This is a genomic window from Vibrio navarrensis (assembly GCF_015767675.1).
GTDB lineage: Bacteria > Pseudomonadota > Gammaproteobacteria > Enterobacterales > Vibrionaceae > Vibrio.
The window spans coordinates 1,234,696-1,259,074 of sequence record NZ_CP065217.1 but is presented as its reverse complement, the minus strand read 5'-3'; the positions used below and the strand labels follow the sequence as shown (position 1 = coordinate 1,259,074).

Annotated in this window: 17 protein-coding genes; 10 read left to right on the top strand and 7 right to left on the bottom strand. The window is 50.0% G+C overall.

The window, feature by feature from the left end:
* Window positions 1-166 precede the first annotated feature (166 nt).
* The 4 genes from I3X05_RS05685 (at window position 167) to I3X05_RS05670 (ending at window position 6,601) form a co-directional block, all read left to right on the top strand.
* Window positions 167-2,455: a YgiQ family radical SAM protein gene (locus tag I3X05_RS05685; RefSeq protein WP_045568875.1), complete on the top strand. Its 2,289-nt coding sequence runs from the start codon at window positions 167-169 to the stop codon at window positions 2,453-2,455.
* Between the two features lie 81 nt (window positions 2,456-2,536).
* A complete protein-coding gene (locus tag I3X05_RS05680) occupies window positions 2,537-3,439 on the top strand; it encodes a pyridoxal-phosphate dependent enzyme (RefSeq protein WP_045568876.1) in 903 nt (300 codons plus the stop codon).
* A gap of 91 nt (window positions 3,440-3,530) precedes the next feature.
* Window positions 3,531-5,297: a SulP family inorganic anion transporter gene (locus I3X05_RS05675; protein WP_045568877.1), complete on the top strand. Its 1,767-nt coding sequence runs from the start codon at window positions 3,531-3,533 to the stop codon at window positions 5,295-5,297.
* A 296-nt stretch (window positions 5,298-5,593) separates the two neighbouring features.
* Window positions 5,594-6,601 carry an alpha/beta hydrolase family protein gene (locus I3X05_RS05670; protein ID WP_337970999.1) on the top strand — a complete coding sequence of 336 codons (1,008 nt, stop codon included), beginning with the start codon at window positions 5,594-5,596 and terminating at the stop codon, window positions 6,599-6,601.
* Window positions 6,602-6,753: 152 nt separating this feature from the next.
* On the opposite strand, the gene I3X05_RS05665 is transcribed toward I3X05_RS05670, so the two are convergent.
* Entirely contained in the window at window positions 6,754-7,041 is a 288-nt protein-coding gene (locus tag I3X05_RS05665) for a hypothetical protein (protein ID WP_045568879.1), read from the bottom strand.
* Between the two features lie 254 nt (window positions 7,042-7,295).
* Here I3X05_RS05665 and I3X05_RS05660 point away from each other — a divergent pair, with 254 nt between their 5' ends.
* Entirely contained in the window at window positions 7,296-8,396 is a 1,101-nt protein-coding gene (locus I3X05_RS05660) for a linear amide C-N hydrolase (RefSeq protein ID WP_193167192.1), read from the top strand.
* On the opposite strand, the gene I3X05_RS05655 is transcribed toward I3X05_RS05660, so the two are convergent.
* Window positions 8,384-9,442 (bottom strand): GGDEF domain-containing protein, encoded by a 1,059-nt coding sequence (locus I3X05_RS05655; RefSeq protein WP_045568880.1) that lies wholly within the window; start codon window positions 9,440-9,442, stop codon window positions 8,384-8,386. The two genes, I3X05_RS05660 and I3X05_RS05655, sit on opposite strands and share 13 nt — an antisense overlap.
* A 334-nt stretch (window positions 9,443-9,776) precedes the next feature.
* Here I3X05_RS05655 and I3X05_RS05650 point away from each other — a divergent pair, with 334 nt between their 5' ends.
* From I3X05_RS05650 to I3X05_RS05630, 5 genes are all read left to right on the top strand, one after another.
* Window positions 9,777-11,432 (top strand): S1 family peptidase, encoded by a 1,656-nt coding sequence (locus I3X05_RS05650; RefSeq protein WP_193167191.1) that lies wholly within the window; start codon window positions 9,777-9,779, stop codon window positions 11,430-11,432.
* Between the two features lie 256 nt (window positions 11,433-11,688).
* Entirely contained in the window at window positions 11,689-13,074 is a 1,386-nt protein-coding gene (locus tag I3X05_RS05645) for a DASH family cryptochrome (protein ID WP_337970998.1), read from the top strand.
* Window positions 13,071-13,778, top strand: coding sequence for an SDR family oxidoreductase (locus tag I3X05_RS05640; RefSeq protein ID WP_045568883.1), 708 nt, complete (start codon window positions 13,071-13,073; stop codon window positions 13,776-13,778). The genes I3X05_RS05645 and I3X05_RS05640 overlap by 4 nt, the downstream gene beginning before the upstream one ends.
* A 311-nt stretch (window positions 13,779-14,089) precedes the next feature.
* Window positions 14,090-15,730: a methyl-accepting chemotaxis protein gene (locus I3X05_RS05635; protein ID WP_193157378.1), complete on the top strand. Its 1,641-nt coding sequence runs from the start codon at window positions 14,090-14,092 to the stop codon at window positions 15,728-15,730.
* Between the two features lie 604 nt (window positions 15,731-16,334).
* The gene (locus I3X05_RS05630; protein WP_052702492.1) at window positions 16,335-17,486 is read left to right on the top strand and encodes a cytochrome-c peroxidase; all 1,152 of its coding nucleotides are present in this window, start codon (window positions 16,335-16,337) and stop codon (window positions 17,484-17,486) included.
* Window positions 17,487-17,651: 165 nt separating this feature from the next.
* Here I3X05_RS05630 and I3X05_RS05625 read toward each other — a convergent pair whose 3' ends face one another.
* From I3X05_RS05625 to I3X05_RS05605, 5 genes are read right to left on the bottom strand one after another with little or no spacing between them, the layout of a single operon-like run.
* Complete coding sequence (locus tag I3X05_RS05625; protein WP_139046243.1) at window positions 17,652-17,927, bottom strand: hypothetical protein; 276 nt, start codon at window positions 17,925-17,927, stop codon at window positions 17,652-17,654.
* 34 nt (window positions 17,928-17,961) lie between these two features.
* Complete coding sequence (locus I3X05_RS05620; RefSeq protein ID WP_045569019.1) at window positions 17,962-18,861, bottom strand: helix-turn-helix transcriptional regulator; 900 nt, start codon at window positions 18,859-18,861, stop codon at window positions 17,962-17,964.
* Window positions 18,862-18,920: 59 nt separating this feature from the next.
* Window positions 18,921-22,019, bottom strand: coding sequence for an efflux RND transporter permease subunit (locus tag I3X05_RS05615; RefSeq protein WP_337970997.1), 3,099 nt, complete (start codon window positions 22,017-22,019; stop codon window positions 18,921-18,923).
* Complete coding sequence (locus tag I3X05_RS05610) at window positions 22,016-23,236, bottom strand: efflux RND transporter periplasmic adaptor subunit (RefSeq protein WP_193167184.1); 1,221 nt, start codon at window positions 23,234-23,236, stop codon at window positions 22,016-22,018. The genes I3X05_RS05615 and I3X05_RS05610 overlap by 4 nt, the downstream gene beginning before the upstream one ends.
* On the bottom strand, window positions 23,226-24,107 hold the full coding sequence (locus I3X05_RS05605) for an ABC transporter six-transmembrane domain-containing protein (protein ID WP_193167183.1): 882 nt from the start codon (window positions 24,105-24,107) through the stop codon (window positions 23,226-23,228). Before I3X05_RS05605 ends, I3X05_RS05610 begins: the two co-directional genes overlap by 11 nt.
* Between the last annotated feature and the right edge of the window lie 272 nt (window positions 24,108-24,379).

Genomic DNA, 24,379 nt, shown 5'->3' with positions numbered 1-24,379 from the left:
TCATAAGTATATTCCACCGTTTGCAATCTAACCTTGACTCGGCCTGCAAATTCTCTTCAGCAAGGCTAAACGAACTTAAACACACGTGAAATCTGGGGTCATGTTGAGGTGGATACTGATCACACGAGCCGCTATAATTCGCGCTCGCGAAATCTGAGGTTATTTTATGTACAGCGATATCACACCAATTCATCAATATAAAAAATACTGGGCGGAGTGCTTCGGTACCGCTCCATTTTTACCCACCAGTAAAAAGGAGATGGACGCTCTGGGTTGGGATAGCTGTGACATCATCATCGTCACGGGTGATGCGTATGTCGACCATCCAAGTTTTGGTATGGCGATCATCGGCCGTTTACTGGAAGCGCAAGGATTTCGCGTAGGCATCATTGCCCAGCCGCAATGGCAAGATAAAACCGACTTCATGGCGCTTGGTAAACCGAACCTGTTTTTTGGCGTGACCGCGGGCAACATGGATTCAATGATCAACCGTTACACCGCTGACAAAAAACTGCGCCACGATGATGCCTATACCCCCAATAACGAAGGTGGAAAACGCCCGGATCGCGCGACTTTAGTTTACTCGCAGCGCTGTCGTGAAGCTTACAAAGAGGTACCGATTGTACTCGGCGGGATTGAAGCCAGCCTGCGCCGCGTCGCGCACTATGATTATTGGTCTGACAAAGTTCGCCGCTCAGTGCTGCTCGACGCCAAAGCCGATATTTTGCTGTTTGGTAACGCCGAGCGAGCTCTGGTTGAAGTGGCGCATCGTCTGGCAAACGGCGAATCCATTGCCCAGATGACCAACATTCGCGGCACTGCAGTCAACCTCGCTGCGGAGCCCGAAGGCTACACCATTATTGACTCTTCTCGAATTGAAAAACCGCGTAAGGAGGCGTTTATTCCGCCAAACCCTTACGAGGTCGAAACGCAGTGCGAAACCAAAAAAGACGAAGAGCCAAAAGCGCAGCCGATTACAATTCGTCCCTCACGTCATGACGCTGCCACCACTGCGGTGCGTCTGCCGAACTACGAAAAACTGCAAAACGATCGAATCTTATACGCACACGCTAGCCGTATTTTGCACTTAGAAACCAACCCTTATTCTGGCCGTGCGCTTATCCAGCGTCATGGCGATCGTGAATTGTGGGTCAACCAAGCGCCAATCCCACTCTCAACCGAAGAGATGGACTACGTATTTGGGCTGTCGTACGCCCGTGTGCCGCATCCAAAATATGGCAACGCAAAAATCCCTGCGTATGACATGATCAAAACTTCGGTCAACATCATGCGCGGCTGTTTTGGCGGCTGTTCTTTCTGCTCAATCACCGAGCACGAAGGGCGCATTATCCAAAACCGTTCGCAAGAGTCGATTTTGAACGAACTGGAAGAGATCCGCGACAAAGTTCCGGGCTTTACCGGCACTATTTCTGACCTTGGCGGCCCAACGGCCAACATGTACCGCTTGGGTTGTAGTGATCCGAAAGCGGAGATCAACTGCCGCCGTCCGTCGTGCGTCTTCCCGGGTATTTGTCACAAGCTCAATACCGATCACAAACACACTATTGATCTCTATCGTGCGGCACGCCAAGTTGACGGGATCAAGAAGGTGATGATCGCCTCCGGCGTACGTTACGATTTGGCGATTGAGTCGCCTGAATACGTTAAAGAGCTGGTAACGCACCACGTCGGTGGCTATCTGAAGATTGCACCTGAGCACACCGAAAAAGGCCCACTGAACCTGATGATGAAACCGGGAATGGGCGCCTACGATCGCTTTAAAGAGATGTTCGAGAAGTACAGTAAAGAAGCTGGGAAAAAGCAGTATCTGATCCCTTACTTTATTTCCGCGCACCCCGGCACCACTGATGAAGACATGCTGAACTTGGCGTTGTGGCTGAAAAAGCACGACTACGAGTGTGACCAAGTGCAGAACTTCTACCCATCGCCGATGTGTAACGCCACGTCGATGTACTACTCCGAAACCAACCCGCTTAAGCGCGTTAAGTACAAACAGCGTGAAGAAGTGACTGTGGCAAAAGGGGAACGTCAGCGTCGCTTGCATAAAGCGCTGTTGCGCTATCATGATCCGGCAAACTGGCCAATGATCCGAGAAGCCTTGATCAATATGGGTAAAAAGTATTTGATTGGCGACAAGCCGGGTTGTCTGGTGCCGGCGGAAGATATGGATTCCAGAACGCCAGCACAGCGTCGTAAATCGGGCCGCCACGGTTCAAACCGCTTTGCCACTAAGCACACCAGCACACAACCGGGATTCCCGGGAGACAAAGCGGCGCGTGGCAACCAACCGCGCCCAGCGTCGAACACCGCCAGTGGTAACGCGCGCAGCGAAGGTGGGCAGAAAAAGCATGGCGCTCAGAAACCCGCTGGCGGACAAAATCGAGGCCGCTCTGCAAGCAATGGGCCAAACAGACAGCGCGCAGCGCAGCGCTAATCGACGCCCATGTTCAATCGCCATCCCACTCGGATGGCGATTTTGTTCCTCAAGCCAACAACTTAACCCGTACTCACCGCTATGAAACTCAACAATAGCCCCATCACGCAACATCGGTTTGCAAATCGCACCTTTTTCCTTAAACGAGACGATCTGCTGCATTCGCACTTTTCCGGCAACAAAGCGCGCAAGTTCAGCGCCCTACTCACCCAAGAGCTGCCACAAGTGCGTACGCTAATCAGTTACGGATCCGCCCAAGCGAATTCACTCTACTCTTTGGCGGCGCTGGCGCGTATCAAAGGTTGGCAACTGGAGTTTTATGTCGACCATCTGCCTAGCTGGCTCAAACAGCGGCCGATGGGCAATTATCGCGGTGCGCTGGAGCTGGGCGCGAACATCATTGAAGTGGGCAAACTCGCTGCGGGAATGCACCCGAGCGAGTACATTGAAAAAGTGCGCCAACCAAACGAAACGTGCTATCTGGTGCCCGAAGGCGGGCGTTTTACCTTGGCCGAACAAGGCGTTAAAGAGCTGGCCCGCGAAATCCTCGACTGGACACGCTTTGCCAGCCAGCAGTCATTCGTCGTGGCACTTCCCTCTGGCACTGGCACCACCGCTCTCTACCTGCACAAATACCTCAAGCCACATGGCATCGAAGTGTTGACCTGTGCTTGCGTTGGCGGAGAGCGCTACCTGATTGAGCAGTTTGCTCAGCTTGGAGAGCAAGACTATCCGACCATCCTGACTGCGCCGCGTAAACACCATTTCGGCAAGCTATATCATGAGGACTACCGAACTTGGCAAGCGCTTTTAGACGAAACCGATATTGAGTTCGATCTGCTTTACGATCCCCTCATGTGGCAATGTTTAAGCCCTTGGCTAGCCAATCACCCCGACAAAACGCTCATTTACCTGCACCAAGGCGGGTTGCTCGGGAACGAAACTATGCTGCCCCGTTATCAGCGCAAATGGGGCGATAAATAAATTTCGCTGCGTTTGGAAAATGGCACGAATGTTACAGTCAATTGATGTATGCTTTACAGTAACTTAACGATTGATTGGGAGGCAGCGTTCGTTGAAAGCGAGAATATTACAGCAGTGGTTCCCGGGGTTACTTCAGCTTAAACAGTATCAGCGCGATTGGTTCACCGCCGATCTGCGCGCGGCACTTTCTGTCGTCGCGGTCGCACTGCCAGTTGCCATCGCCTATGCGCAGTTGACTGGCGTCTCCGCCATTGTTGGCCTCTATTCATGCGTATTACCCATGCTGGTTTATGCCTTGATGGGCACATCGAGACAGTTGATTGTCGGCCCAGATGCCGCCACCTGCGCCGTGATTGCCGCGGTCGTCACCCCACTGGCCGCAGGCGATTCCACCAAACACTGGCAATTGGTAATGACCATGACGGCGATGACGGGCATCTGGTGCGTTTTGGCCAGTCGTCTTAAACTCGGCATTCTCGCGGATTTTCTCTCTCGGCCGATATTGCTTGGCCTGCTTAACGGCGTCGCGCTGACCATTATCGTTGGCCAATTTGCCAAAGTTCTCGGCCTCAAGTTTGAGCAGCGCTACCTTTTGGAACGGCTATGGGAAGCGCCAAAATTGCTGAGCGAACTTCATTGGCCAACACTGGCAATGAGTGCAACTACCCTCTTTTTGTACCTGCTGACCAAACGTTTTCGCCCGGGTTGGCCTGCGGCGATGCTGGCAATTGTGGTCACGACCGCAGCGGTGTGGTTTCTCCATCTGGACAGCATGGGGGTGAGCGTGGTTGGCGTAACGCAAGGTGGTTTCCCTGATTTTCAAACCCCGCAATTTGACATTGGCGTGAGCCGCGAACTGGTGGTGCCAGCGCTGAACTTAGCCATGGTCAGCTTTGTCAGCATGATGCTCACCGCGCGCAGCTTTGCCGCCAAAAATGGCTACGACATTGATGCAGATAAAGAATTTCGCGCCTTGGGTTTTGCCAATATTGCGTCAGCGTTCTCACAGGGTTTTGCCATCAGCGGCGCGGACTCACGCACCGCGGTTAACGATGCCAACGGCGGCAAATCGCAACTGGTGTCAATCATCGCCGCCACCGTCATTGCCATCATCGCCGTGTTTGCCTACCAGCCACTGCAATATATCCCAATTGCGGCTTTAGGTGTCGTGTTAGTGATCGCTTCGCTGTCACTGCTCGATCTCAAAGGCATTTGGACATTGAGAAAGCGGGACAAAGACGCGTTTTATCTCGCCAGCGTCACTTTTATTGCGGTGTTAATAGTCGGTGTGATCCCCGGTATCACCTTGGCGGTGTTACTCGGCTTATTCCAGTTTTTGCGCATTGTGATGCGCCCAAGCGACCAAGAGCTCGGCCTAGACGAAGAAGGCACCATCCGCACCATCGACAGCACGGGCAAAGCCAACCCTATCCCCGGCATGGTGATCTACCGTTTCAACTCGCCACTGACCTACTTTAACGCGCCCTACTTTAAACGTCGGCTGCTGGAGTGCACGGAGAAAAACAGCGGCGATGTGGGCTGTGTGGTGGTGGACGCCGTTTCCTGTTTTACCCACCTCGATTTGAGTGTGATGGCGATGCTCTCGGATGTGCATGCAATATTAAAGCAGCGCGGCATCCGTTTGGTGCTCGCCGGGCGAAAACGCAGCCTGCGTAACTGGTGTGAACTCACGGGCATCAGCACCAGTGAAGGCGGAATCCTGCTGCGTGCCGATCTTTATTTGGCGGTCAAACTGAGCGGCTGTTACCTCAGTGCAGTGGGCGATGGCCAAGTGCCCGCAATCCAAAAAGAGCCCGATCCAGAAGCGCCCGCCAAGCCGATCCCCGAAGTGGCTTAAACGGCTGCCACTAAACCGTTTGCTGTTTTGACGGCCTGATTAGCGCAAAACAGCAAACTGGGACACTTATTCTTCGCCCACTTCATCAATACTGAACCCACTTAAATTAGTGGGTTCAACCATGATATTTCGTTACGCCATCACACTGCGCTTTGTGCCCGTTTCGGTGAAAGATGCCTGACTGACCAACCCTAAGCCGGATAAAAAGGCGGTTGCGTCTGCGCGGTTAGAAGCAAATTTAAACTTAGGTGACAGCGCAAAGAGCAGCGCTATTTAAGTGATATGGAGAATTGACGATGAAAACCCTGACAAAAGCTCTCTTCAATTTGTTGCTCTGTTTGAGCGTGAGTTTTCCTTTACACGCCAAAGAGCAGATCATTCACTTTCAAAGTGGCAGCAATACCCTTGCCGGCGTTTATATATCAGCCGAAAAGCCAACCGAAAGCAAAGGGGTGATTCTTTTTGTACACGGTGACGGAGCGCTCAGCTATGACGCCTACGGCTATTATGAGCCAATTTGGCAGCGGCTGATTAACAACGGCTATGCGGTGTTTAGCTGGGACAAACCGGGCGTCGGCAACTCGACGGGCAATTGGCTTAACCAATCAATGCAGGATCGCCAGCAAGAAGTTCACGACGCCATCGCGTTTGTCAAAAACCATTTCCGTCACCAAGCCAAAAGCCTTGGCTTAATAGGCTTTAGCCAAGCGGGATGGGTGGTGCCAGCTGTCGCAAAGAGCAATGATGAGGTGGATTTTTTCATCGGCGTCGGCTTTGCCATCAATTGGTTGCAACAAAGCTGGTACTTAACGAAAACACGCTTAGAAGCGAGTGGTGCAAGCGAAAGCGACATCGCCAAGGCTTATCAGCACCATTTGCAAGAGATTGCTTTTTGGCAAGCTAGTCCCAGCTACGCCGATTACACAGCGCAGTACGCCAACCAGCCCAACTTGATGAGTGAAGAGCGCTTTCACTTTGCCAAACTGAACGCTTTTGCTGATGCGAGCAATGATTACCAAAACCTGACAAAACCCGGGCTCATCTTACTGGGAGAGCAGGACCTCAACGTGGATATCAACCACACCCGTCGGCTACTGAGCAAACTATTTCAAGGGCAAAACAGCCTGACCATCAAGCGGATTGCCAACGCCACACACAGTTTACTCAAACATCCGACATTCAATACCCAGACGCCGGGGACTTGGTTTCTCATCAAGCTCTATTGGTATGGCGACGAGGCGTATGCCCGCGAGTTTTTCGACACCCTCGACACTTGGCTTGGCCAAGTTGCACAAGCTCAATGACCCAGGCGTGTGAATAGCGAGCCGCAGCAAGGAGGCTGCTTTTGTATTGTGTTAACCTTGTGCCAGAAATTGCCCTACTCCAGCCATTACCAGAACACTGGCAAAAGCGCTTTGCCGATGCTCTAACGCTGATGCATCAAGACTGTCAGCCCTCACTCAACCGGCGTCAGTCGCCTTTTAGGGGTGGTTTGGACGCCTTCACTTTCACGCGACAGACGATGAATTAACGCATCTCGGCGCAGATCCAGAATTTCATCGATGAGCTTTTCCTTCGCATGGATGCCAAAATGCTCGGCATAATTCTTCACTTTCGTCACCTCTTCGGGATGCAAGCGATAGACATCCTGCTTGAGCCTTGCAACGGCTTCGCTTTTTATCAAACCTCGCTGTTGTAAGAGCTTGATAATGGTCGAATCGGAAGAATGAATTTTTTTACTCATAACAGATCACACTTACTCTTTTGCTGCAAAGCAGCCTGACTAAACTCGCCGCACAAGTTAACCACTTAATATGACAGTAGAATTTCACACCAAAAAATAAGCACAACTCTCATTTTAAATATATCATCCCGCCAAATCCCATGACATTCTGCTACATCTATTGCTCAGCCAAGCGCATACAACCTTATCGATTGGTGCTGGCGCGTCAAGCTGGGCAACTTTTGCAAAAACAACACAAAGGACATAACAACACTATGTGCACTCGCATTCTCAACAATATGGATAACAAACAGGTCGCCGTTGCTCGCAACATGGATTGGGAGTTTCACCTTGATGCCACACTACTGCTTACCCCAAGTGGAGGTAACGCAGTCGGCATGAGCAAGGCCGAACGCAAAAAAGAAGGGCTGATGAAAAAGCAAGTGCTCAAATGGCAGGCAAAATATGCGAGCATAGCCACCTTGCTAGGCGATGACGAAGATGGCTTTGGATTTTGTGATGGTATGAATGAAAAAGGTTTTGTCGCCAACGTGTTATACGACACGAACTGCACCTTTCACCAAGGGTCACTCAGTGACGAGCAAAAAGGGCTGAGCGTGCTACGTTGGGGGCAATTTATGCTCGATCACTTCGCGACAGTGCGAGAAGCGGTGAGCTATTTCTCGTTCCCAGAACCGGGTATGGAGATCTGCTTTTTCGGCGGCAGCGTGCCCGGTGATCCCAATGCCCCCGCGCAGGTTCATGCAGCGATTTCTGACCAGCATGGTGATTCAGCCATTTTGGAAATTCATGACGGCAAACTGACCATTTATCATCATCGTGACTTTACCGTGATGACCAACGAGCCCGATTATCAGACCCAGCTCAGCCTTGATACATACTGGCGCTATCAGTGGAACAAAACCAAGACAGCGAATCTAAATCCTGTATTTACTGCGCCAGGCGGACATACCTCGGTACAAAGATTCGAGCGTGCTAGCTACTATCGGTTGCTGCAAAACGAGAATTTAACTCAGGTTGATCGTGTTGCTCAGGTGGCTGCGATGATTTCCCCATGTAAAGTTCCGCAAGGGTTTGAAGCGCTGCATCCGAACAATCTTGAAGAGCAATTGGAGAAAAAAGCAGGCATCACCTTCAACTCATTCACTCTATGGACCAACATCAGCGATTGCAGAACTAAGCGCTACTACTTACAAAGCAACGACGCTATTCAAACTGTCTGGGTTGAGTTTCCGGCATCGCTAAAACAAGCGCAGTCGATCTGTTTGGACGCCGCCTTTAGAGCGGCACAAGTGATGGGCGATGTCACCAACAAGATGACGCCCGTGTTTAGCAATCCACTTCATACCGCATAGTCAAACTTCTCAGTCGCAAGGCAAAACTGATTTTTGCCCGACGCTTTGGCGAGATACAGCGCTTCATCAGCATGCAGCAGCGCGCTACGATGCTGACCCGGTTGATGAAGCGCTAATCCGATACTGACGGTGACTGGCCGCTCAATAGCAAAATCAAAACAGGCGATGCCATCAAGCAGGCGTTGTACTTTCTCCTGCGCCGCTTGTTCACTGTCGGCGTCAATCGAGAAGAGAAACTCTTCCCCACCCCAGCGACCAACCAGATCCCGAGGCTCAGCCGCTTGCTGCAAACAACGCGCAAGATTGATTAATACGCAATCGCCCACATCATGACCCAACAGGTCATTGATCTGTTTGAAGTCATCCACATCAATCATGGCGATCCAACGTGTTTGCTGTACATTGTGCAAAAAATCATCCAAACAGCGACGATTTGCCAAACCCGTCAGTTGATCTTGGGTCGCTAAGTCTTGCAGTTTTTGGTTCGATTTACGCAGAGATTCCAATAACTGACGACGACTATGGTCGTAAAAAAAGCCGACAAAAAACAAAAAGGCAAATATCGTAGTGAAATGGATAAAACTGATGGTTTCAAAGTAGGCGGGCTGCCAAGAGTCCATCGTCGTTAGTACATAAGAGGCAGTGATAAGGTATGTAATGCCGCTAAACCAAGCACCTAGCTTGTAACCCAAAATCAGCATAGAAAGCATCGGGGTGATAAAGATGAAGGCAATGGAAAGTTCGTGGTGCCCTTCCTGAACGATAATCGACATACTCGAAAGGGTCATGTTTAACTGCATGATAAACGCCGCAATCTTTGGCGCTCGACACTCTTTCATCAGCAGCAAACTGATCACACACGAGACCATACCGATGGCCAAGGTGTTACGCATTGGCGTGTTGGGTATGACAAAGATATTGTAGTAGAGAAAGAATAGATTGGTGAAACCGAGAATCATCAAGGAAATGACCAGAAAAGAGTAATCCTTGTAGCGTTCATCATCGACGCGCAGCTCTAACCATTTTGCGATCCACGCACTCAACATGTATCTTCCTTAATTTGAGACAATTGAGAGAAATTTCATATACGTTAGCATCGTATATTGACAGAAATAATAACGAATTATAGTGAATATTACCGAGTATGCAATTTACAACATTCAAACTATTAAATGGCGTTAATTTTCTAAATCATAATCACAAATTGTCACGTTTTGGCGATCTTCACCGCAGTTTCTTTATTCAAACAAAATGCAAACAACTCATATGCAATAGCATTTATATTAAACAAATCCTATTTACCACATTTTTGTTTACTATTTATTCAAATCTGGTATGGTACCGTTCCCACGAATGACTGTGGGTTCTTTTGAGGTATCTATGAAGCACAACCTTCTATCGACAGCATTTGGAACGTTACTGCTGTTTTCTTCTTTTACTGCTTCTGGAATGGAATCTGATATCACAGCTCGAGTGATCGGCGGTGATAAAGCGCAACCTAACGCATGGCCATTTATGGTCGCCTTAACCCGAAACGGCGCAACTCAGCCATTTTGCGGTGGCAGCCTCATCGCCAATCAATATGTTTTAACCGCCGCGCATTGCGTTGATAGACAAACGCTCGCTTCCGACGTACAGGCGGTGGTGAATGCCTACAATTTTGATGACTTATCTTCTGCGGTTAGAGTCGGGATAAAACAGATTTATCTCCATCAAAATTACCAAACGGCCTTTGATGGCGACGATATCGCCATTTTAGAATTAACTCGTGCCATCAATAATCCTTTACTCACCGTGGCAAAAAGCGATGATTTTAATGAGCTAAACGAAAATCTCTCATTGAATGTGATCGGCTTTGGTAGCCGTCATTATGACCCGGTGAAAAAGGTCAGCAGCGACAACCCAAGAGTGCTTCATCAAGCATCCGTGCCCTTCGTATCTCTGGCAAAATGCAAAGCATCGAACAGTAGCTACAAAAATCTTGGTGACCACGTATTTTGCGCTGGTGAAATCGGTGTTGACAGCTGCCAAGGTGACAGCGGCGGTCCGATTATGTATGACGCCACCAACGGCCTTAAACAGATGGGTATTGTCAGTTGGGGCGTCGGCTGCGGTCTTAACCCCGGAGTCTATACCAAGGTGAGTGACTATCAGAATTGGATTGAGGATCGCACCGCGGGTCTTTCTTATCGTCAAAGTAAAAACATTGGCATCATAGGCCTTGCAGCGAACCGCAAGCACATTTTTACCTTTACCAATCAATCCAACAAAAGTATTGAGCTGAAAAATCCTCAAGCGACGGTCAACGGAAACACTTTGTTAACCATTATCGACCCTGCTAACGACACTTGTTCAGGCCACCTCTCTCCCGGCGAGCAGTGCCAAATTGAAGTGGATTACAGCATTGTTGAGTACACACTCGGTCGTGTGTTGCTTGAGTTTGAATCAAGTGACCTAAAAGAAGGAAAAGTCGCCGCGTGGTTAGATTATCATGCGCTTCAGCCCGCCTCTAACGAAGTAAAAAGCTACCTCAAGGCACTACCCAATCACAGCGCTTACGAAAACAATCATCGCTGGCAAGTTGATAGCAAGGTGTTACACAGTGCAACTGACCTAGAAGCCAATCAAACCTCTGAGTTAGTGCTTGATAACCTGCCAAGAGGTGAGTTTTCATTTAATTACTGGATCCAGTCCGATGGCGGGTTAGATTCATTAACGGTTTACTTAAACGGTAAAAAAGAGAAAGTATTCTTCGGCTATACCAATGAAATACTGAGTAAAGGCAGTTATTCGCTTGAAATGTATAGTGCGAGTAACAAAGTTCGATTGGTGTACCACCGCAGTCAAAACAGTAAACAGAGTGATAGCCACGTGAGTCTCACTGAGCTAAAACATCGTCAATTGCTCACCGATATCCTGCAAGAAACGCTGGATCTCATTCGCAGCAATAATAGTAGTGACGCGGGTAGTTTAGGGCTCGGCTCCGGATTGGCTTTATTGGCTATGATGTGGCTGCGCCGATCACGACGCCAATAAGAGCCCTACCCACGTTCTATTAATCACAGCCAAGCGCGCTATTAATCAAAACCAAGTGAGCTATTAATCAAAACCAAGCGAGGTTAAGTCGCTTGGTTTTTTTGCGTCTGATCAACATAATAGGCTCCAAAGACCACCAATAGATGGGTAAGAACGAGAAGAATGTAGCGGAAAAATTCTCCACATATTGTCTTGATCGATAAAGAGCCAGATACGTAAAAATCAGATTAAGTAAGCAATTTCAAGAGAAGATAGCGTGAGTAAAAAAATTGGCCTGTACTGGTTTACCAACGATTTACGAGTGAACGATAACCCGCTACTTGAGCAAGCCGCACAGCAAGTAGATCGCTTGATCTGTTTGTACTGTTATCCCTCGATTACGCCATTTTTGGCGCGCTACGCCCAGCAAACCCAATGGGGCGAAGCCAAAAAAAAGTTTCTCAACCAAACCTTGGCTGACTTAGATCATTCGCTCAGTACGCTAGGCCAAAAGCTTTGGGTGACGCCACTTTTGCCCTATCAAGCGCTGCGCCATCTACTGACTCAAGTCGAGATTACGGATATTTATGTGGATGCAATGGCGGGCTCAGATGAGCGCCACGCTATCGCGCGCATTCATCAGGATTTTCCTTCTGTGCACATCCATCAGCAAGCTCTGCGCAGCTTATTGAGTGAGCCGCAGTTGCCGTTTGCACTTGAGGCGCTACCGAGCACCTTTACCCAATTTCGCAAGCAAGTAGAAATGCTCCCCCTTTCTGCACCGATGGGTTATCCGCGTGTTTTACCGCCCATTTATCAAGGCTGGCAGTTGCCTTTGCTGGACATTGTTACCGAGCCGAATCACAGCGCCTTTATCGGTGGTGAGCAAGCAGGGCTGACGCATTGCCAACACTATTTCTCCTCCATGCTCCCCAGTCGCTATAAAGAGACGCGCAATGGGTTAGACGGCATGGATTATTCCACTAAGTTTTCGCCTTGGCTCGCGCTCGGCGCGGTTTCGCCAAAAACCATTTATGCCATGTTGCAGCGTTATGAAGCTGTACATGGCGCGAACGATTCCACCTACTGGATTTTCTTTGAGTTACTGTGGCGTGAATATTTTTACTGGTACGCGCGGCGCTATGGCGCAAAACTGTTTCGCTTCTCTGGGATTGGCGAGAAAAAACCGCTCACCAGTTTCTATGCGCAGCGCTTTTTACAGTGGAAGCACGGAGTAACGCCTTTCCCCATTGTGAATGCCTGTATGCGGCAACTGAATCAAACGGGTTACATGTCCAACCGTGGTCGACAGTTAGTCGCCAGTTGCCTAGTCAACGAACTAGGCTTAGATTGGCGCTATGGTGCCGCTTATTTTGAAACTCAGTTGATGGATTACGATGTCGGATCCAACTGGGGCAACTGGCAATATTTGGCGGGAGTCGGAGCCGATCCACGCGGCTCGCGGCAATTCAACCTCGCCAAACAGGCGCACACTTACGATCCAAAGGGCGAATTCGTTGCCAAATGGTGCGGAACGGAGTGTGGCAAGCTAAATGCTCTGGAAAATTTGACGCTTGATAGTGTCGATATGGTTGACTGGCCAATCGCCGCCAACGCGTCTCTTCTTATCCATCATCCTCAAAATAAGGAAAGCTCATCATGAATATCGTGATCATCGGTGGCAGCGGCGGTATTGGTTTGGCGATGGTGCAAGAAGCGCTGAACCGGTTTAGTAAGGCCAACGTGCATGCGACTTACCATAGTACTACGCCGACGTGGCAGCACCCGCGGCTGACTTGGCACGCACTCGATGCCACCCAAGAAGCGCAGGTACAAGCCCTGAGTGAGCAATTTAGCCAAATCGATTGGCTTATCAACTGTGTCGGCGTACTGCATACGGCAAGTAAAGGACCAGAAAAGAACCTCAATGCCTTAGATGCGGATTTTTTCCTCTACAACCTGACCCACAATGCCTTGCCTAGCCTACTGCTTGCCAAGCATTTCACCGCCAAACTGAAGCAGAGTGAAGCGGGCAAGTTTGCCACGCTTTCCGCCAAGGTCGGCAGTATCAGTGATAACCAACTCGGCGGTTGGTACAGCTATCGCGCCTCGAAAGCGGCGCTCAATATGCTGCTGAAAACATTAGCGATTGAATGGCAACGTTCACTGAAAAAAGGCGTGGTATTGGCACTGCATCCCGGCACAACCGACACCAAACTCTCTGCGCCGTTTCACAGCAATGTCGCCCCAGAGAAACTGTTCAGCCCCGCCTGTGTTGCGCACGATTTGATTGGCTTGATTGCAGCGGCAACGCCTGAACAAAGCGGCGGATTTTATGCCTATGATGGCAAGGAGCTTCCTTGGTAACTTACGGCGCGAGCCATACACAAGAGAGTTGAATCATTAAGTTCGTTACCATTGATTACACCAATTAATCCAATCGAGGCAAGTGATTGGACATGCCCGTCCACTCTTTGCAAAGATACGCTGGTGAAACCACAACACTCTCTCGCTATTGAAAGCTGAAAGCCAATTTTGGCTTTGTTGTGACCAATCTGCCCTTAACTCGTTGCTTATCATTTTTTAAGTAAAACAAGGTCTATCTACTTTCTAAAAAACCAAAAAACATAGGTTCGGGGGACGCCCCCAACCATTTCGTTTGCTATCAGGAGAATGAAATGCAATACCTCGCAAAGTTAAAAGTAAGGACGCGTTTGGCTCTAGGCTTTGGTACGTTAGTCGCTCTGATGGGCGTACTGACCATCATTGGTATTCAAAAAGTCAATTTTATCGACATGAGCTTAGAGGAGGTGACCGACATCAACTCCGTGAAGCAGCGCTACGCCATCAACTATCGAGGCAGTGTTCATGACCGAGCGATTGCGATTCGTGATATAGCGATGGCGCGAAGCTCTGAGGAAATTGGTCTGTTTGAGGATGATATTCGCCATTTGGAAAGCTTCTACCAACAATCTGAGCAAAACATGCAACGTATGATGTCTGACGGCGTTCCGTTTTCAGCGATGGAAAGAGACATTCTGCGACGAATTGATGAAATACAAGCCAAGACTCTACCTCTGGTGCAAGAAGTGATTGTGAAAAAATCGAACGGTGAAGACGTCACGCCGCTCCTGCTGGATAAGGTTCGGCCAAATTTCGCCAACTGGTTACAGGCAATCAATGAATTTATTGATTATCAAGAATCACTCAATCAGCAACTAACACCGATAGCGCGAGCACAAGCCAATGGATTTCAAAGCCTGATGCTGGCTTTAAGCGGTATCGCGGTTGTGATCTCCGCACTGGTGGGTTTTATGATCGAACGCAGTTTTCGTCTTTCCTTAGGCAGCGAACCGTATGTGGCGCAAAATGCGATTCAGTTAATGGCCAGCGGCGAACTCACTCAGCACTATGAACCCAGTGAACGCGGTAGCATTCTCCATTCTCTGTCACAGATGTCCGACAAACTGAGCTCGATTGTGCTCAATATCCGCCGCGCATCAGAGCAGTTGGCAACCCAAGTAGAAGCCGTTTCTAGCGGCTCTAGCTCGGTGTTTGATTCAGCGCAGCAGCAGGCTATTCTGACTCAGAATATGGCAGCTCAGTTAGAAACCATGCACGCGAGTATTGATGACATCGCCAAAGTGGTCAGCCTTACAGAGCAAAACTCGGTCAACACATCGGACAATGCGCGCGATGGTCGCGTTCGCATAGCGGCGGTTGCAGAACAAATGCTTTCTGTCACCACAGCGGTCAATGACACCGTGGCTCAGGTCAAACAACTTGAGGCAAAAACGCGCGATATCGGTGGAATCGTCAATATGATCAGCGGTATTTCAGAGCAAACCAACTTGCTTGCGCTCAATGCGGCAATAGAAGCAGCACGTGCAGGTGAATCCGGACGAGGTTTTGCCGTGGTAGCCGATGAAGTGAGAAACCTAGCCAAACGCACTGGCGAAGCGACAACACAAATTGAAGCGATGCTCAAAGAAGTGCAGGCCCAGACTGTGGCGAGCGTGACCGCCATGGAGAACACACAACCTAAAGTCGAGAGTTGCCAGAAAAATACCGCGGAAGCAAGCCAGCTGCTGGTGAGCATTGAGCAGCAGTCTCAGGACTCACTCAATCGAGTGCGTGACGTTGTCATTGCCACCGATGAGCAAGTGGAAGTGGTTCGCGAGTTAGTCGTCGCCATGCAACAAATCTCCAGTATGTCGAACGAATCCATTCGCTTAATGGAGAACAACCAAGTCGCCAGCCAGAACTTGAATGCCCTTTCCAACCATCTCAAACAGGAAGTGGCCTTCTTCAAAGTGTAACGAGAACGGCTTGACCTATAAAAACGTAAAAAGCTCAGTATGTTGCCATGCTGAGCTTTTTTGAGCGCCTTAGGCTGCCAATATTTCAATGTACGATTTAGCGCCTCGATTCCGTTCACCCGATGGGGGCAAAAGCCCTCAAAATCCAAACTCAACCATTCACTGGCTTTCGCAAAATCCTTACATTTCATCGCCACCTAGAAGGCTAAACGACCTCTTTTGCTTGCATTATTCTCTCCCAGTCCATGATTCTGTGTTTAGAAACAAGTGATGCGCAATCGCCTTACGCAGAGCGTACATCCGCTTTTGGTAGTACCAACTTAAGCATCAACATGCCGAGCGTTGCAATTCCACCTTCACTGTTTGAAGGCTGGATGCGACCCCACTCGCATGCCGGACAGCAATAACCCATTGGCTCTTATCCACTCCAAACATAAGAAACTGATTCAAATATAAAAACTTCGCGAGTGAACCTCTATCCTTCATTGTCATCATTTCCTTATACGAGGACTTCATCCAGTATTCGTTAGTCGCGTGCTTGAGGTATAATCTTCGCCACCTATGACAGCCCAACTGCTTGGGCATTCTTACCACGGAGGTTATTTTGTCCAAACCCACAGCGTTATGGCTAGGTCTTGTTACGTTACTTCATGCTTACCCTATTGCAGCCAGCGATGGTTCAACCATGACCAAGGAGCAACTCGGGCAGATGTTGTTTTTTGATGTCAATCTCTCGCAAAATCGAACGCAATCTTGTGCCACTTGCCACAATCCGAACCATGCTTTTATTGACAACAGAGCGTCAGAGCTGAAGGGAATGGTCTCAAAAGGCGACGATGGCGTGTCGTTTGGTGACCGCAATACGCCAACTGCCTCTTACGCCAATAAAATCCCTCGCATAACCCGTAATGATGCGGGTGAATTTAAAGGCGGGCTCTTCCATGATGGCAGAGAGCGCGATTTGGCTGGTCAAGCTGGTGGCCCCCCTTTAAATCCACTTGAAATGGGCATGCCCAACAAACAAGCCGTGGTCGATAGGCTCAAGGAAAACCGTGCCTACGTGCAAGGGTTCACGGCTTTATTTGGTGACGCGATATGGTCAGACACCGACGCCGCCTATCTTGCCATGACAGAAAGTATTGCCGCGTTTGAAAAAACCGACTTTTTTTCGCCCTTTGATTCTAAATACGACCGCTATCTGCGCAATGAAGTCGAACTGACTCAGCAAGAGTCGTTGGGTGAGGCGCTGTTCTTTTCTCAGCAGTTCACCAATTGCAACGCATGCCACCAGCTAAAAGCCTTTCCAAACAGCCAAGGGGAGACATTTAGCAACTATGAGTACCACAACTTAGGGGTTCCGGTGAATACGGCGGTGCGTAAGGTCAACGGCCTAGGCGCGGAGCACATTGACAAAGGGCTGCTTGAGCACCCGCGCATCGACGATGAAGCGCAAGCTGGCAAGTTTAAAGTGCCGACACTGCGCAACGTGGCCGTGACTGGCCCCTATATGCACAACGGCGTGTTTAAAGACTTGCGTACTGTGGTGCTGTTTTACGACAAATATAATAACTCAACCCGCACGATTAACCCGGAAACAGGCCAACCTTGGCGAGCACCTGAGGTTGATAAAAACCTAGCGCTCACCGAAGCAAAGTTTCAATCGCGCGCTTTGACCGATAAGCAAGTGGACGCGTTAGTCGCCTTCATGAAAACACTCACCGATCAACGCTACGAATATCTGCTCGAAGAAAAATAAGCAGCGGCTCGCATCCATCGCCCGACGGATGCGAGCCGACGTTATGCGCGTCGCAAGGCACTAGCTGTCCGTTTTCTGCCTTTACCGACAACATCAGTAAAACAACGTTATTAGACAGTCATGAATGGGCATTACGCCACGACTTAAAACCACTTAAAACCTGTGCTACTCGATAATGCCCGAGTAACTCAACGCCGTGCCGAGCACGTTTACTAGCCTTGGCGCCAGAAAAACAAACCCGCACACTGAGCGGCGAATGCCATAAATAGCGATGTAACCGTAACTAGGTCCGTTTTCACACTTTATCCCTTCTTGATTTAAGATTGCCACCATCCACTCATCACGAGCCCAACGGTGTGCTTCAATGACTTTGTGGTGGGATTGTTCCACGGTGATGGGAACAAAATGTGTCCGTGTTTGCTCAATTGTAAACAGGTTCAAGAGGGATTGAGTGAGAGAAACAGTTGCCTGCCGCCTAGACCAACACAGGTAACTGGAATGAGAAGGTTACCCCTTCAAACTCCGATGTATCGACATGGCGAATCATCTCCACCAAGTAGCCATTGAGATCCAGCGGCAAACCCTGTTTTTCCGCCGCATCAAACAACGCATCTAACGCGGTGCTGTACGCGACATCGGAAGCGAGATAGACCTCGCTGCATAAGTAGTATCCTTCCGGAATTATTCGATCGTAACGCGCTTTGGCCACCTGCCAGTTACCAATTTCCGCGTCAATCTCATCCCACGCCTTCTCCAGTTGTTTGAGCGGTAACGTGCTCATCAAATGTGTTGACTTCTCACCATACAACTCAAACACACTGTCCCAATCTGCCGTCTCCAATTTGAGTTTTTGCATGCCCCGCTGCGGATACCAAACGAGTTCGGTTGGCATCGCTTGCGCCAGCTCTTTTTCCATCGACGCCTGCATCCCCGGATGCGCTAGTCGCTGGATGAAATCCAGTGTCTCCTTGGGGGTCGCTTGGGAACCCATGTTTCGAATCTGTTTGGCAGTCACCCCAAGCTCGCGCTTCAATGCCTTAGCCAACGACTGGGATGATGAAAAACCGCAGTACAGCGCGATGTCAATCACGCTCCACTGCTCGTCGCTTAGTAGCAGGCCAACCGCCACTTGCAACCGAACTCGACTGAGATACTGCCCAGGCGTTTCGTTAAACAACTCGGTAAATTGACGATGAAAATGATAGGGAGAAATAGCGCTTTTCGTCGCGATTTCTTCCCACGTTCGACGCTCGCCCCACTCTTGATGCATCAAGTGAAGCGCGTGCGTGAAGCGCTTTTTCAGGTGCGCTGGTAACGATTCGAGTAAGGCGATTTCAGGGACGAGCTGAAAAACGGGTTGGTTTTCGGGCATCATGGCATCGTTGCGCTTGGAATAATTGCACTCACTATGTGCCGTGTTTTTTATAAAATCAATCACGAATGCTCCACGGACAGCACTTCCAGTGATTCCGGCTCAACGATGGGAGGTTTGCGGCAAAACAGCCCCAACAGTACCGGAATAAGAATCAGCGTCACGGCAGTAGCAAACAGCTCACCAAACACTAAGGATACCGCTGCGGGCTTTAAATACTGAGCCTGCTCCGCGCTTTCACTGAGCAAAGGTAACAAGCCACACACGGTGGTGATGGTGGTGAGAAAAATCGCTCTCAAACGGCTCGTCCCAGCCGTGACTAACGCCTGCTGCAACGGAACACCTTGGCGGTATTCCTGATTAAAGCGGGTGATCAGAACCAAGGAGTCATTGATCACGATACCGGTCATGGCCATCATGCCAAACATGGACAAGATGCTGATGGGCAAGCCCATCAGATAGTGGCCAAAAATCGACCCCGCAAAGCCAAACGGGATCACGGCCATAATGATCATCGGCTGCCAGTACGATCTCAACGGCACCGCCAATAAGATGTAGATCATCAGTAGCGTCAGTATCAACGCCGATTGAAAACCCGCTGAGACCTCCCCTATTTCTTCAAACTCACCGCCCGCTTTGATGGTCACGTTTGGGTATTGCTGATGAAGGGCATTGATCGTCTGCTGGAGCTGCTCTCGGGTTTGCTCGGGTGATTGCAGATTGCGATTTTGTTGCCAATAGAGATTGATGACTTGCTCTCGGTTGCGGCGGTACAGCACTTGAGGTTCTTGCTCATGATGCAACTCGGCGATATCACCGAGCATCACACTGCCACCTGTGGGTAGCAGGATGAGCGTTTGCTGCAACTGAGCCAAGGTTTTACGCTGATCACGAGGGTATTGCAGTAACACTTTGGTCTCTCGCCCATTGTCCAACAGGCGGTGCATTTCTCTTTCACCAAACGCTTCTCCGGCAAGTTGCGCCAGTTTCGCTTGCGTTAGCCCAAGTTGCTGGCCATAGAGGTTCAATACCAAACGGACTTGTGGCACGCCATTTTGGCCATCGTCGTACACATCCGATACCCCTTGCAATGACGACAGCGCGTTCTTCAACTGCTTACTTACACGCGATGCGAGCTCGCGGTCATCACTTGAGATGGTGAAGAATGTCCCTCCGGCAGGCTCCTCTGCGGCACTAAACTTGACCGAATACGCGCCCTCGACCTGCCCAGTGCTTTCTCGCCATCGTGTCAGCAACCCATTACCTGGCAATACACTGAGCGATTCACTGGTCAGTTCCGCCGTCACTTCAATGTCCCCCTGCCCGTCAGACCATGCCAGCAAGTTGACAACGGGCTTCTGTTGCAGCGGATAATCGACCATGACACTTTGCTCCACCCGCGACATCGCCTGCTCCACTTGCAGCAAAGCTTTGCGCTGCAAAGGCAAAGGTGCCCCATCTTCCAGCTCAATCACTGCGCTGAGGTAACGGCCCGGGATTTCTGGGAACAATGCACTGCGAATGGTGCCGTTGAACCACATCCCGTAGGCCAAGATGAGAGTGGCGACAAAACCGAGCAAGAACGCCACTTTGTAGCGCAGCGCAAATTCTAGCGTCGGTTGGTATAGCTTGATATTAAATCGCTGCAAGCCACCTTGAGCGAAGGCTTGAATCTTGCCAACAACACCGAGTGATGGGGATTTGCTCGAGAGCTGGGCCAAGTGGGACGGTAGAATGAATTTGCTTTCGATAAGCGAAAAGATTAACGCCAAGATCACCACCGCCGAGAACCCAGCGAACACTTTGGCCAGTTCGTTATTGATCCACAACATCGGCGAAAACGCCGCGATCGTCGTCAGCACACCAAAAACGGTGGCCACGGAGACAGAATGCACGCCCTGCCACGCCGCGTTTTTGCCACTGAGATGGCTCGCTCGTTTTTCGTGGATCGCTTCTCCCACCACCACCGCATCGTCCACCAGCACACCGAGTACCAAGATGAAGCCAAACAAGGTGATGTCATTGATGCTGTAGTCAAACCACTGCATGGCCGCAAGCGTTCCAGCAAGCGCAATGGGGATACCCATGGCCACCCAAAAGGCGAGTCGGATTTCGAGGAAAATCCCCAATAAAACGACGACAATCAGTAGACCTTTCCACGCATTTTCACTTAGACGAAACAACTGGTCTTCAATGTAGGGTGCCATATCCGCCATGGTGTTCAAGGTGATGTCCGACGGTATGATTGCTCGCTGAACATTGAGCGTTTCTTCTATCGCCTCACTCACTTTAAGCAGGTTGTCGGTTTGGCTGGTGCTCACCAAAAGCGCGATGGCATTCGCACCATTATTTCGCACAATGGAACCACTGTATTGATAGCCTCGGCTTATCTTGGCGATATCACCTAAGCGTATTTTGCCACTGCTGCCAGACATCACCACCAGTTGCTTCAACTTCTGCAAATCATCCGCATAACCGTCGCCACGAATCACGATTCGCCCCACGTCACTAATGAGTTCACCGCTGCGCGCCTCAAGTGAACTTTGTTCAACTAAACTGGCTAACGTTTCCAAGCTCAATCCTAATGCCTTGAGTTGTTCTGGATCGGGCTCGACGATGAGCTGAGAGGTTCGGGTTCCCCAGTTTGAGACCTTCGAAATGCGTGGGTGCTTTTTTAACGCCTGCTCAAGCTGCTGGGCAATGGGTTGCAACTCGTCATCCGTTCTTGGCCCCGACACCACCACAAACGCCGCCAAATTGGTAAAATCGTTGCGCACCACTTGTGGCTTTTCCGCCTGCACCGGAAAACCATTAATCGCATTAACTTGGTTACGAATATCATCCAACAGCGAATCTAACTCCGTAGTGCTGGTTTTGCGCACAATCACTTGCGAAAGACCGGCACTCGACTGACTGGTGATCTGCTTGATACCGGCAATGCCGCTGATCGACTCTTCAATGCGTTGTGTCACGCTCTCGTCTATCTGTTGCGCCGTCCCGCCAGGATACGCCACCGTAATGCTGATGGACGATGGGGCGATTTGTGGGAACGACTCAACGCGCAGTTGCCCAAACGCGAGCGCACCGCTCAAGACAATCGCCATCATCAATAAGTTGGCTGCAACAGGATTGGTAATAAACCACTTGGTCATCCAACTCATTTGTTCGACTCCTGACTTATCATCGCTTCCGCACTGAGTGACGTTTGCTTCTCTAAGCTCAATGATTCTGAAGCAACGCGCCCAACCATCATTGTGTCAGGGTCGTTTTCAGAAGCCACTGGCGCGACCTGTTTGCCACTTAGCATCGACGCGAGCGGGTATTGCACCACTCGACGCACCTGCGCACTTTGCTCATCAAATCGAATGTTGAGCTGCTGATGCCCTTGCCCGATTAAGGTGACAGGCTCTTTACGTAAACGATCGCTGCTGTCTAGCGTCCAGACATACCCGTCTCGAGTCATTGCGCTTAACGGGACGCTAACCACATTCTCACTCAAGCCTAAGTCGATCTCCGCCTGAACTTGTTGGTTGGGATACAACTTCGCTTTGTTTTGATAGGGAGATTGAACCGCGAGCACCACCTGCCTTTGACGAGTGCTGGTATCCACCAACGGAGAGACATAGCGAACCTGAGCAGGCCAGCGGTGGCCGGCACGGTTCACCACACTAATACTCGGCTCCGTGAGTACCGTTTGAACTTGCTGCCAGTGTATTTCTGAAATGGGTAACTCAACGTCAATGGAGTCGCTGGCCGCGAGTTCAAACGTCACTTGCCCCGCTTCGATCCACGCTCTGGGGCTGATATGACGCTTGATGATCACCGCATCAAACGGCGCGGTGATCACCGACTCTTCCAATAATTTCTGCGCGCTTACATGGGCTTGTTTGGCTTGAGTGAGGTTGGCTTGCGCCGCCAGCACTTGGGGTTCTCGACGAGCAAAGGAGGAACTGGTTTTGCTGTTCAACATTTTTAGCGCCACCGTTTGTTCATGCAGAGCCTGCTGCAACTCCAGTTCGGCTTGTTTCACAACACTCAACGATTGCGCTAGCGTTGCATTCACCGCGGCGGTATCTAGCCTGGCTAACACCTGCCCCTGTTTAACCAAACTCCCCGGTTCAATCCGCTCATCCAACCATTTTAATTGCGCACTGCTGGAGGCTTTCAGCTGTACTGGCCAACGCGCTGCGGTTATCCCCAATAGCGTTAACCTCGATGGATGAGGTGACGGAGTCACTTCCAAAACCGACACTGGGCTAAGTAGTGCCTGTTTTTCTGCCGCGTCGTTCGGTTCAGGGGCCAGTTCGTCCACCACCACCAAGGCAAGCAAAATCGCCGCCAAACCAACCAGCACTGAGAGCGGTTTTCTAAATTTCATAGGGCATCTCCTTTTGTGGCATGGCGTTGTGATTGAGGCGCTGACTTATCTCCGTCAAACGTGAAAGGGTTTGTAAAGTGATGGGCAACATCACCGCGGTTTCGACAAACTCAAGTGAGTAAGTCACAATCGAGAACACTTGGCCTGCGCTCGGTTCAACCAGTAAGCTCACCATCCATAAGTTCGCGATGACCGCACCAAACAAGGTCATAAAGATCAGGCCGTACACCACCGCCTCGGTATCCGACAGCTTGATTTCGCACTGCTTTAAACGTTCAAAGTGCCCCCTGAGCGCAGACAGGCGAACCCCGCTGAGCAACGTAACCTGCTGCTCGACTTGATCATTAAATTGGCCGTTGAGTTGGGTAAACGTGCGGTGGAACGCACCATAGATAACCAGCATCAGTAACCCAGAAAAGAGCATGCAAAGTGCCAAAGAAAAATGGAACGTAGAGAGAATCACCAGCGTCGCCACAAGCTGCACTACCGCCGTCAGTAAGGAGGGTAAATCTTTCTCAAGGAAGTCCACCAGCTCGCGCGACATGGTCAAGCGTGCGTCTTTGGCCGAAATAGGCAAATCACGCAAATTGCGCTCAACCAGATTGGCCAGCTTTACCCGAATCGAACCATACACTCGAGTGTCATAAAAACGCCGTGCCACACTAATGAGCACCAGCACCAAAAGCAGCAGCGCCAGCAACATCAAAGGGGGATAGTGTTGGTTTAATACGCCGTCAATGGCGTAACCAATAAACAGTGGCAGCAAAACGAGCATAACGTTTTCCGCCAGCACCATGAGCCAAGTCACGGCAACTTTTAAGGGATGAAACCGAATCACTGTCCGCAAAGAGATGGGATGTTTGAGTGGCATAATAGGCACCATAAATGAACATGGCGTCAGTATGACCAATTCGGCTGAGTGGAACGTGTCCCAAATTGCTGTCTCAATAAGCGAGTGTATCACCTACACAACCGACTACGTAATCAAGCCCAAAGATGACCCTTTTTTGCTCAACTCATGATTCTCGTAGTTATTATCTGAAATCGGACAAACAATACAGGGAAGGATATGACGTTATTTTCTTCATGTTTTAGGACAACAAGCACACATTTATGTAGCAGAGACTTTGTACCCTGCTACAT

Excerpts from the sequence above, each read along its gene's own strand:
- I3X05_RS05615 (WP_337970997.1), bottom strand. The coding sequence starts at position 22,019 with ATGAGTTGGATGACCAAGTGGTTTATTACCAATCCTGTTGCAGCCAAC.
- I3X05_RS05680 (WP_045568876.1), top strand. The coding sequence starts at position 2,537 with ATGAAACTCAACAATAGCCCCATCACGCAACATCGGTTTGCAAATCGC.
- I3X05_RS05685 (WP_045568875.1), top strand. The coding sequence starts at position 167 with ATGTACAGCGATATCACACCAATTCATCAATATAAAAAATACTGGGCG.
- I3X05_RS05610 (WP_193167184.1), bottom strand. The coding sequence starts at position 23,236 with ATGAAATTTAGAAAACCGCTCTCAGTGCTGGTTGGTTTGGCGGCGATT.
- I3X05_RS05655 (WP_045568880.1), bottom strand. The coding sequence starts at position 9,442 with ATGTTGAGTGCGTGGATCGCAAAATGGTTAGAGCTGCGCGTCGATGAT.
- I3X05_RS05640 (WP_045568883.1), top strand. The coding sequence starts at position 13,071 with ATGAATATCGTGATCATCGGTGGCAGCGGCGGTATTGGTTTGGCGATG.
- I3X05_RS05635 (WP_193157378.1), top strand. The coding sequence starts at position 14,090 with ATGCAATACCTCGCAAAGTTAAAAGTAAGGACGCGTTTGGCTCTAGGC.
- I3X05_RS05665 (WP_045568879.1), bottom strand. The coding sequence starts at position 7,041 with ATGAGTAAAAAAATTCATTCTTCCGATTCGACCATTATCAAGCTCTTA.
- I3X05_RS05650 (WP_193167191.1), top strand. The coding sequence starts at position 9,777 with ATGAAGCACAACCTTCTATCGACAGCATTTGGAACGTTACTGCTGTTT.
- I3X05_RS05605 (WP_193167183.1), bottom strand. The coding sequence starts at position 24,107 with ATGCCACTCAAACATCCCATCTCTTTGCGGACAGTGATTCGGTTTCAT.
- I3X05_RS05670 (WP_337970999.1), top strand. The coding sequence starts at position 5,594 with ATGAAAACCCTGACAAAAGCTCTCTTCAATTTGTTGCTCTGTTTGAGC.
- I3X05_RS05660 (WP_193167192.1), top strand. The coding sequence starts at position 7,296 with ATGTGCACTCGCATTCTCAACAATATGGATAACAAACAGGTCGCCGTT.
- I3X05_RS05620 (WP_045569019.1), bottom strand. The coding sequence starts at position 18,861 with ATGATGCCCGAAAACCAACCCGTTTTTCAGCTCGTCCCTGAAATCGCC.